Source organism: Nonomuraea sp. KM90, assembly GCF_052246675.1.
In the GTDB taxonomy this organism is placed as follows: Bacteria; Actinomycetota; Actinomycetes; order Streptosporangiales; family Streptosporangiaceae; genus Nonomuraea.
Window position 1 is genome coordinate 18,249 of sequence record NZ_JBQQCB010000129.1, and the last position, 9,584, is coordinate 27,832.

General features: G+C 66.6%; 8 protein-coding genes and 2 pseudogenes. 3 read left to right on the forward strand and 7 right to left on the reverse strand.

Features of this window, described 5'->3' with window-relative positions:
* Positions 1–271 precede the first annotated feature (271 nt).
* Complete coding sequence (locus tag ACTWPW_RS53455) at positions 272–3,379, reverse strand: S8 family peptidase (protein WP_443173484.1); 3,108 nt, start codon at positions 3,377–3,379, stop codon at positions 272–274.
* Between the two features lie 544 nt (positions 3,380–3,923).
* Here ACTWPW_RS53455 and ACTWPW_RS53460 point away from each other — a divergent pair.
* Positions 3,924–4,088 (forward strand): hypothetical protein, encoded by a 165-nt coding sequence (locus tag ACTWPW_RS53460; RefSeq protein ID WP_443173491.1) that lies wholly within the window; start codon positions 3,924–3,926, stop codon positions 4,086–4,088.
* A 210-nt stretch (positions 4,089–4,298) separates the two neighbouring features.
* Here ACTWPW_RS53460 and ACTWPW_RS53465 read toward each other — a convergent pair.
* The 3 genes and pseudogenes from ACTWPW_RS53465 to ACTWPW_RS53475 all read right to left on the reverse strand — a co-directional run.
* Positions 4,299–4,601: pseudogene (locus ACTWPW_RS53465) on the reverse strand (GTP-binding protein); the annotation flags it as partial.
* Positions 4,529–4,873: a GTP-binding protein gene (locus ACTWPW_RS53470; RefSeq protein WP_443173485.1), complete on the reverse strand. Its 345-nt coding sequence runs from the start codon at positions 4,871–4,873 to the stop codon at positions 4,529–4,531. The gene ACTWPW_RS53470 and the pseudogene ACTWPW_RS53465, both read right to left, overlap by 73 nt.
* A gap of 712 nt (positions 4,874–5,585) precedes the next feature.
* Positions 5,586–6,296, reverse strand: coding sequence for a DUF998 domain-containing protein (locus tag ACTWPW_RS53475; RefSeq protein WP_443173486.1), 711 nt, complete (start codon positions 6,294–6,296; stop codon positions 5,586–5,588).
* Between the two features lie 22 nt (positions 6,297–6,318).
* Between ACTWPW_RS53475 and ACTWPW_RS53480 the strand changes: the two genes are divergently transcribed.
* Complete coding sequence (locus ACTWPW_RS53480) at positions 6,319–6,762, forward strand: MarR family winged helix-turn-helix transcriptional regulator (RefSeq protein WP_443173487.1); 444 nt, start codon at positions 6,319–6,321, stop codon at positions 6,760–6,762.
* 398 nt (positions 6,763–7,160) lie between these two features.
* Entirely contained in the window at positions 7,161–7,427 is a 267-nt protein-coding gene (locus ACTWPW_RS53485; RefSeq protein WP_443173488.1) for a hypothetical protein, read from the forward strand.
* A 557-nt stretch (positions 7,428–7,984) separates the two neighbouring features.
* Here ACTWPW_RS53485 and ACTWPW_RS53490 read toward each other — a convergent pair.
* The 3 genes and pseudogenes from ACTWPW_RS53490 to ACTWPW_RS53500 all read right to left on the reverse strand — a co-directional run bounded on the left by ACTWPW_RS53490 (position 7,985) and on the right by ACTWPW_RS53500 (position 9,409).
* Positions 7,985–8,854 (reverse strand): penicillin-binding transpeptidase domain-containing protein, encoded by an 870-nt coding sequence (locus tag ACTWPW_RS53490; RefSeq protein ID WP_443173490.1) that lies wholly within the window; start codon positions 8,852–8,854, stop codon positions 7,985–7,987.
* Positions 8,851–9,062, reverse strand: a pseudogene (locus ACTWPW_RS53495) (integrase core domain-containing protein); the annotation flags it as partial. The pseudogene ACTWPW_RS53495 and the gene ACTWPW_RS53490, both read right to left, overlap by 4 nt.
* A gap of 47 nt (positions 9,063–9,109) precedes the next feature.
* Complete coding sequence (locus tag ACTWPW_RS53500) at positions 9,110–9,409, reverse strand: hypothetical protein (RefSeq protein ID WP_443173489.1); 300 nt, start codon at positions 9,407–9,409, stop codon at positions 9,110–9,112.
* Positions 9,410–9,584 lie beyond the last annotated feature (175 nt).

The following is a 9,584-nucleotide window of genomic DNA, read 5'->3' on the forward strand; positions in this document are numbered from 1 at the left end:
TTCGTCGCCCAGGTTGGAGATCCGCTGGCTTCCGGCCAGGGGGTTCCGGATCCCCCGCAACTCAGGGAAATACGGAAGCCCCGTCGGCATGCTAGGCCGGCCGCCGCCAGCAAGTGATCACCGTGTTGCGACCCTCGAATACGCCCAGGCCGGCATCGGGCCGTTGGGTGGGGTGTGCTCCGGGAGCGACGTTGAGCGGACGCGTCATCGTTGGGTGACAGGATGTGCTCGCGGCGGTTGTTCGCGGAGAGTCCGTCATGGGGAAGTGGGCTTACGGCTGTTTACCTATGGCGTAGGCGCGGATGGTGGTCTGTTCCACGGTGTTGCCGCGATCGTCTTTCGCTTTGGCCCGCAGGGATACGGCGTCTGCGTTGGCCGGATGCCGCGGCGGGATGATGTGTCCGTTGCGGACTGGGGCATGGGTCCAGGTCTTTCCGTCGTCGAAGGAGACCTCGGCCATGAGTTCGCGTAGCCGGCCGTACCCGTCGTTGGGTAGGTGCCGCACGGCGACCTCGATGCGTGCCCTGCCGGTGGCGGCGTGCGGGGATGAGAACTGGATGACGGGCAGTGGGAGCCGGATCTCGGCGGCGTTTGTGGGCCGGTTGGAGGTGAAGGTCCACATGGCGCTGACCTTGGTGCTCGTTCCTGTCGCGTCGGGTCGGGTTGCTTCGGTGGTCAGGCGGTAGGTGCCGTTGTCCGCTGGCACCGTGAAGGCGGCCGCTCCGGGGGTGGGGAGCTGTCCCACTGTCTTGCCGTCCCGGGTGAGGATGGTCGTGCCGACCGGTGCAGGCCATGTCTCGGCGACGTTGCCAGCGCCGTCGCCGAACAGCGAGGCGTTGAGGGTAATCGTGTCTCCCTTCCGGGTGAGTCCGTAGGTGGTGACGTTGTGGTTCAGGCCGTAGCCGGCGGGCTCGGCGATGGCGGGGCCGTAGATGCCGGAGTTGAGGCGCTCGTGGTAGTCGCGGCCGGGCCGGTAGGTCCGAGGCTCGGTGGTGACCAGCGCCTGGTAGCCGCCTTCGGAGTCTTTCTGGGTGATGCCCCACTGCCAGCGGAGGTTGTCGGTGTTGACGTATGCGGTGACGGAGTACGGCAGAGGCCGGTCCTGTCCCGTGGGGGTGGTTCCCCAGTAGCCGTTGGGTGTGTAGGCCCAGACGGATGGAGAACCGGTCATTCCGGGCCGGCGTGTCCCGTAGTCCAGCCGGACACGGGCGAGTTCGTGTTTGCTGACTCGCCGGGTGAGGCCGGTGAAGAAGGTGCCTGTCCGGCTCCACGCGAGGTGGTAGCGGGAGTGCCGTTGTTCGGCGTCGGTTTTGCTCCACGCGGCGTTGATCTGAGCGTCGAAGTTGCCGGTGGAGATCTTCGGCCCGAGGTGGCCGGTGTAGACACCGGACGGGTCGTCGGTCCATCCCACTGACTTGATCGTGACCTTGCCCGCGACGCGCTGGTAGTTGATGATCGTGCCGTCGTAGGTGGCGGCGGGGTCGGGCGGGCTGATCTTCACTTGTTCGGCCTTGCGCGCGTCCAGAGCGATCGTCGTCTCGCCGCCGAGTGACAACTCCGGGTACAGCAGCTTCGTTTTGTCCGTCCCTGCGGTGGCGCGGGGGGTGTCGATGTCGGTGGCGATGAAGTACCGGCCAGTGGGGAGGCGCAGGGTGGCGGCGCCGTTTTCCGGACGGGGAATATGCCACTTGTTGTCGTCGAGGCCGACGACGATGGTGTTCGCCTGGCTCGGCGCGTTCCCGGCTCGGTCGGTGTACTTCAAGGCCAGTTCGTAGGTCGCTGCCTCCCGGGTGAGCGCCAGCGTCGTGCGCACTGAGCCCTTGCCCTGTGCAGTGGTGGCGATCAGCGTTCCGGCGAAGATTCCGTCGGCGGAGCCGATCCGGGGGTCCGCGATGACGGAGACCGTCGCCACGCCGCCGGCGGGTACGGTGACGGTGTCCGGCTCGACCTTCAACATCCCGGCGGGCACATCGGCTCCGCTCTGCGCTCGCAACTCGGCGGTGAGGTTCAGCGTGACCTCGCTGGCGCCGTCGTTGCGGTAGGTGACGGTTTTGCTGACCGGCTCGTCGTCGTCGTGCGGCCAGGCATGGATACCGAAGTTGAGTGTGGTGGGCTCGGCGATGACGTCCAGGGTTGTCGCGGCGGCCACGTCGACCCGCCCTGCCCCCTGCCGGAACGGCGTCGCCGTGGCGTTGGGCTTGGCAGAGCCGGCCAGCAGAGCCTTGAGCCGGTCTCCTGGCCAGTCGGGATGCTGCTGGGCCAGGATAGCCGCCGCGCCTGCCACATGCGGGGTGGCCATCGAGGTGCCGTTGAGCGCCACGTAGCCTTCTCCGGCGGGTGTGCCGATGCTCCCTTGCGTGGCTTTGGCCGCGACGATACCGACGCCAGGGGCCGTAAGGTCGGGTTTGACGGCGTTGTCGGCGATGCGCGGCCCGCCGCTGGAGAACGGGGCGATGGTGTCATCGCGGTCGACCGCGCCGACCGTGAGCGCGGCGTCCGCCGATCCGGGAGAGTTGACCGTGCCGGCGCCTGCGGTGTTTCCGCTCGCGATGACGAACAGCGTGCCGTGCTGCGCCGACAGGGTATTGACGGCCTCTTCCACCGGGTCGATCTCGGCGGAGTCCGATGCGCCCAGGCTCAGATTGACCACTTTGGCGCCTTGGTCCACCGCCCATGACATCCCGTTGATGATCCACGACTGCAGGCCGCTGCCGTCGTCGTTGAGCACCTTGCCATCCAGGATGCGAGCACCAGGGGCGACGCCAACGTATCTCCCGCCAGATTTCGCGCCGCTGCCGCTGACGATGGAGGCCACGTGGGTGCCGTGGCCGAAGCGGTCGACGGCGTCCGGAGAGTCGGTGAAGTTCCTCTCGCCGACCTCCCTGCTTGCCAGATCGGGGTGGGTCTGGTCGACGCCGGTGTCCAAAACGGCGACCTTGACCCCCTCTCCGGTATATCCGGCCGCCCATCCCGCGGGCGCGCTGATCTGCTTCACACTCTGGTCCAGGACGGCCTCGGCCTTGCCGTCCAGCCATACCTTGTCGATGCCGCCGGTAAACGCCCGCGTTGTGGTACTGCCCTGGGTCATCGTCGCCCACAGCGCAGCCACCTCGTCGTTCTTGGACGCCTGTACCGCCTCGCCGCCGATGGCGGGCAAGGGTTGGGACGCCTTGACCGACGGCCTGGCGGCACGCGTGCCGGCACCGGTGTACGTGAGGATGAGGGGAAGATCATCTCGGTGGGCGTCGTCGTAGCCGAAGTCGAGCAGGGTGGTGATGTCGAACAGCCGCTCATCCAGCTTGCCGGAGGCGACGAGCGGCGCGGCGTCCGACGGCAGCACGCGCACGTGATCATCGGCCCGTAAGGTCCAGAAGGTCACGTCCCGTCTACCCTGGCCTGGCTCCACGGACGTGACCTGCCCTTGGGGGTCAACCAGGACATGATCACCGGTGATCAACGTGACCGATCGCTGTCCTGCCGCCGAATCCGGTGCCTTCTCTGGTTCGGCGCGTGCGGGGGACACTCCGGCGATCACCATGCCGAGCACAAGTGCGGCCGAGGCCCCGCATCTGACAATGCGCAAAGTCGTGCCTTTCGATGTAAGGACAGATGTCATGTCACGCCAACCGATGCGCAGGTGACGACACCGTCGCGGTTGCCGATGACGAGGTGCCGCGGGTCCGGCCATGCCAGCGCGCCGGCTTCGGCACCGATGTCCCAGCTTCCAGGGGTGACATGGTGCGGGCCGAGTCGCCCTGACGTCGGGCGCCACAGCTGGACGCCGCCTTCGCGGCCTGCGGTGGCCAGCACGCATGATCGGCCGGGCCGCCAGGCGAGGCCGGCGATGCCGTCATGGACGGGCAGCAGTCTGGACGTGGTTCCCGCGGGTCCCTTTCCGGCGAAGTCCCAGACGGTGACCTCGGGTGGTGGAGTCGAAGGGCAGCCGTGAGATCTTCTCGGGGTGGCCGGACATGGTGAGTTCGGAGGCGTCGCGGGCGCGCCAGATGTGGATGCTGCAGTCCTGGTTGCCGGTGCTGATCCAGCGGCCGTTCGGGGTGGTCGCGATGGCCAGGTGGGAGCCGCCGTAAGGGGAGGCCGAAGCCGATGGAGGTGACGCTCTGGTCGTGCTGGCGATCGGCCTCGGTCAGGAACGCGGGATCGTTGTCCAGCTCCCGGTCCAGGTGGAGGGCGCCAACGTCGAGGATCTTGTCCAGGTCCACCTTCGCCTGCTGTGCCGGGATGATCTCGGCCAGGGCGTTGATCTGCCGCAGCCGCAGGCGGTCCCTCACCGTGCACAGCTCGTGCTCGCTGACCAGATCGCTCTTGTTGAGCACGATGCGGTGGGCGAAGGCGGCCTGCTCGACCGCCACGTTCTTCGCCCCGTCCGGGGTTTCCCTGTCCAGGCGTTGCAGGATGCGTGCGGCCTCGACCAGGGCGACGATGGCGTCCAGCCGCAACTGGGCCTTGGTCTCGTCGTCGACGACGAACGTCTGCGCGACCGGGGCCGGATCGGCCAGGCCGGTAGTCTCTACCACGATCTCGTCAAGGCAGTCACGCTGCTTCGTGAGCGCGCCCAGGGTACCGATGAGGTCGCCGTGAATGGTGCAGTAGAGGCAGCGTTGTTCATTTCGGAGATTTTTTCTTCGGCGTCGAGCACGACGGTGTCGTGTACGCCGACCTCGCTGAATTCGTTCTCGATGGCGGCGATGCGCTTGCCGTGTTCCGCGGTCAGAATGCCGTTGAGCAGGGTGCTCTTGCCGGATCCGGGGAATCCGGTGAGCACGGTGACCGGAACGCGATCATCTGCCATGTGATTTGTCCTTCGGTGGGCATTGTGCGGCGAACCCCGATCCTGCAAGAGAGTGATAACCATTGTCAACTGTGTGAGCGGAGTGGGGATGGGTCGACGTCTTACCCTGGGGTTGGATGCTGGAGGAGGCCGGCATCCGGACGACCAACCAGCAGCTGCCGGTGCTCGACCTCCTGAGCCGTCACCTGCTACCGGTCTCGGCCAGCAGATCCACGCCGAGCTGCACGAGCAGGGCGAACGGACCGGGCTCACCGTCTACCGAGCGCTCACCTCGATGGCGGCAGCCCAGCTCGTGCACAGCTTTATCAGGCGGGAGAGATCCGACCCGTGACGCCGGGGTCCCCGGCCGGACAGCCAGATCGCGACGCCGCCCGCGAGCCGCTCGCCCGGTTGCGGATACTGCACCCGCAGCTCCTCTCATCTGGGGCGACAGCGGCTATGCCGGGATCTCGGCGGACTGGGCCCGGCGCTTCCTGCGCCTGGCTCTCACGATTGTGACGAAGCTGCGGGACCAGACCGGGTTCACGGTAGTGGCCCGGCGGTGGATCGTCGAAAGGTCGATCGGGTAAATGATGAACGCCCCGCGCAACGTGATCGACTACGAGCGGCTCCCGCAGCACAGCGAAGCCCACCTGACGTGGGCCGCGATCACGCTTCTCTGAACCAAGAAGTTGGTCACCAGTCTGTGACAGGCCCACTCAGGCTGATGGTTCTGGCCCGGCATGGACAAGGCATCGACCTGACTCACCCCCAGGTGGCCTGATCCGTGTGTGGCTTACGGATCGATGACGCCTTTGCGGAGGGGAGACGGGGGACCTGCGTGGCGCACCTGCTCGCCGTTGGCCGGACTTGACCCGCGCAGCAGCATCACGCCGGTAAGAGCTATCCAGAGAAAGTAGCCAGCGAACGCGAGTCGTTGGCCCCAGCCTGGCGCCGGCCACCCCGTGGCTTGCCACATCGCCTGCCAAGCCAGATTCGCCACCGGGAACAGCACGAACCACGGTGTGATCCGTGCCAAGCCCGCGACGGGCGGCAGGCGTATCAGTAGCCGGCCCATCCAAAACAGGGAGGCAGCCCAGAAGATGCCCGAGGCGGTGGCGCCGGCCAAGTGCGCGAGGGACGTCCATGAGTCACGCGCCGCCATGTCCACCGGAAAGACGCCGGCGATCACCATCGACGCCCCGGAAAGGGCGAGCAGGGCTGGCCCGACCACGGAGCCGCCGACCCGGATCAGCGGGGCAAACCCCATGGTGAACGCGATCACCAGCAGTCCGGGTGCAACAAAGCCCAGTGCGTTGAACGCGAACGCGTGCTGCGCCCCTGAGGCGCCCAATTCGCTGACCGCCTTGTGGGCATGCGAATAGCCGTCGTCGCGCAACGCGGCGAACACCGCGAGACTGCCCAGGAACATGGCCGCCGCTGCTGGAGCGGCGGCTGCGGCCAGACCCGGGACGGTTGGTCCGCTGATCAAGGCTCTGTCGGACATATAGTTAGCTTATGCTAATTATATGAGCGGTCACAAGGTCAATGACGAGGCCCAACGCTGGGCGATGGCTGCTGCCGAACTGGTCCGCTGGTTGCGGGCGGCGGATCCAAACCCGGTTCTCACCGGGGCCCAAGCCTCCGCCTTGGCAGTCATCGTGCACGCGGAAGAGATCACGCCGTCCCAGCTCGCCGCCATGGAGGAGGTGTCACGACCGACGATGGCGCGCACCGTGTCACAACTCGAGAAGCTGTCCATGATTCGGCGCATCGCCTCGACTCAAGACGGCCGCAGCGCCATCCTGTCGCCCACCCCCATCGGATGCGCGACCATCCACGACGGCCATGCGCGCCGCACTGCACCGCTCGCCGCCGCAATGGGCAAGGGCACAGCCGAAGAACGCGCGGCGCTCAGCAGTGCACTACCCGTACTGGAGGAACTCTTGCGAAGGGAGATCCCCGGACGATGAGCGCCTCCTCGGCACGCCCCCTGGCGCCGCTCAGGTCGACGCGACGCGAGAGTCGAACGACACGTCGGTCCATCGCGGCGCCGGACCCCGCTGTACTGCCGAAAGTGAACCGAGGCTGGTTGATCGGCAGACTCCGGTCTCCGCCGCACAGGTCTTGTCACCCATTCAAGATCGTTAATTGGGGGATAGAGACACCCTCATGGAGATGGCTCCTCACGGACCGGACAGAGAGGCATGTCCCTCCACGCCGTCCCGCCGGCGTCCCCCTTCGCAGGTGGGAACCCGCGAGAAGATTGACCGTATCGCAGCGTCATCTGGCAAATTTCCCACTTGGAATATCACGCCCATACGGACATCATCAGCGTAGAAATAGCAATGAACCTCACACCTGGAGCTCCATGAACCAAGTGGTCCGGGCAGCCGCAGTCGGCCTGATCTCTCTCGCCGCCCTTCTCCCGATGAGCTCCGCCGCCCACGCCACCCAGACGGCACCCAACACTGCGCCCTCTGGCGAGGTCGGCACGATGGGCTGGTCCCCGACGGGGGTGTTCTATCCGGGCAACACCTGGGGGCTGCAGGACTGCAACGCAGACGGCAAGCTTTGGGGCACCTACCAGTGCCTCCTCCGTCTCTCCGGCGCGTACGAGCTGGTGATCTGGACATAGCCGTGGCAGGGGCCAGGGCAGCTTGAAGATCCATCGCTACCGCAGGCGCCAACGGACTTAAGACGGTGACTCATTTGGTGAGCCGGCGGTAGCGAATGAGGGCTGCAGGAGCAGCCGACCGCGCACCGCAACCAGTCCAGCCCGCCACGCGCGCCGAGCTGGTGCTAGGATGCTCCATCCCGAGGTGAGCGGTGAACCGGGAGTAACACCTCTTTTGCCGAGCTGATCCGTGCTTCGACGAGCTGCCTGCCCGGCAGTGCGGACCCGCCTACGCAGGGGTCGATGCACGTTTCGGGCTTGCCTGATAATGCCGAACGCTTGATCACCGCGGTGCGTGGCTACTGCGTGCTGCGGCCTTGCGCTCAAGTTCCTGCGCGGCCCGTTCACGGTGTCATGCGCAACGCCAGGTACGCGACCCGCCGCGCTGCGGGCAACTGCTGACTATCTATCCCCGCGACGATTCGGAGATGGAGCGGCGCGCCGTCGCGGTGGCGTAGGCGATCGAGTTGGCCAAGGACGAACATACGGACAAGATCTGAAGATCCGCGAAGGACGCGTCAAAAGCCATCGCCCTGGCCCTCGGTGTCACCGAGGGCCACGCCGTCGCCCTCGTCGCGCTCGGCCTTCTTGGGCGCACAGCTGTTGCAGCCGCCGAACCGGGAGCTGTCCACGGGGTGGAAGGGTGTCTTCTTGATGCCCTTCAGCGCGTCGAGCATGGTGGCCTTCCAGATCCGCCCAGAGATGTCGGCTCCGAAGACCGTGGAGTAGCCCTGGCCACCAATGGTCACCCCCCTGAGCGGATGATCGATCGGGCCGCGGGGGTCGCCGAGGCTGACCGCGCTGGCGAGGTCGGGGGTGAACCCGGCGAACCAGGCAGTATAGGAGTTGTCAGCAGTTCCGGTCTTGCCGGCCGCGGGGCGGCCGATGCCTCCGACGCGACTCATCGTGCCCCGGGTGAAGACCCCCGACATGATGTCCGTCGCGGCGTCGGCTACGCCCTCGTCGACGGCCTGGCGACACTTCGGTTCGTAGACGGTGACCTTGCCGTCGCGGTCGGTGATCGAAGTGACGGCCATCGGCGCGCAGTACTTGCCGCGCGCCGCGATGGCCGCGTAAGCGATGGCCACAGTGACCGGGTCCATCTCGTTGACGCCGAGCGTGAAGGTCTCGACCTCCTGCAACGGCAAGCCGTCCGAACGCTTGATGCCCAGCGCCTTGGCGGTCTTGACCACGTCGCACAGGTCAACCCGCTGCTCCAGCGCCACGAAGAACGTGTTGACCGACTGCTCGGTGCCGGTGCGCAGGGTCAGGAAACCGGCGTCGCCCTCGTCGTTGGTGACGGTGTGGGTGGGATCTCCGCGGGTGCCGCCCTTGCAGTCTGAGGGGCCACGGAGATTCCGGACAGCCGTCTTATGGGCGTAGCCTATGCGGCCGTCGTGGTTGAAAGGGACTCGTTGAGCACTTCGAAGGGTGGTCGGTAGCCGAGCGCCGAATGCAGGCGCCGGTGGTTGTGGAACCTTCGATGTAGCGGATGACCTGCCGTTTGGCCTTGGCTCGGGTGGTGAGGACGAAGCGGTGCAGCCACTCGTTCTTGAGGGCGGAGAAGAACGACTCGGCCATGGCGTTGTCCCAGCATTATCCGGCTAATGACGCTGGTTCTGGGCGTTGGCCGGTTAACGCTTTCAGCTGACCCGGGTAGTAAGTCGGCGGAGTTGCTCTTCGTGGCGCCGGACGCGTGCAGCGACGGCTTCCAGGGCGGTGTGGAGGTTTCGTATTTCCTCGAGAAGGCCGGTGAGGGTGCCGTTGGTGGCGGCGCGGCGGCGGTTTTCCTCGATGACGGCGCGGAGGCTGGGGCTGCGGTAGAGGGTGGTGCGGCCTAGCCCGGTGAGGTTGGCGACGGCTATGAAGGTGACGGGTTGGCCGTCGTGGTGGAGCTGGGCGCATGCCTTCTCGACGCGGTGGAGGGTGTCGCTGCTGGTCATCCGGCGTGGGCCTCGCTGATCAGGTGGTCGAGTCGGGTGATGAGTCGGCGGTGTCGTTCGGCTTCGGCGATCCAGCCTCGATTCTCGGCGTCCTGGGCGAGCGCGTCTGCGTCGACACGCTGGGCGGCGAGGATGGGCAGCGAGCTGGGTTCGGTGTGGAAGCTGGGGCAGTGTT

Bases quoted from the DNA above. Each gene is read 5' to 3' on its own strand.
- ACTWPW_RS53470 (WP_443173485.1), bottom strand. From the start codon at position 4,873: ATGGTTATCACTCTCTTGCAGGATCGGGGTTCGCCGCACAATGCCCAC.
- ACTWPW_RS53485 (WP_443173488.1), top strand. From the start codon at position 7,161: ATGAACCAAGTGGTCCGGGCAGCCGCAGTCGGCCTGATCTCTCTCGCC.
- ACTWPW_RS53475 (WP_443173486.1), bottom strand. From the start codon at position 6,296: ATGTCCGACAGAGCCTTGATCAGCGGACCAACCGTCCCGGGTCTGGCC.
- ACTWPW_RS53500 (WP_443173489.1), bottom strand. From the start codon at position 9,409: ATGACCAGCAGCGACACCCTCCACCGCGTCGAGAAGGCATGCGCCCAG.
- ACTWPW_RS53480 (WP_443173487.1), top strand. From the start codon at position 6,319: ATGAGCGGTCACAAGGTCAATGACGAGGCCCAACGCTGGGCGATGGCT.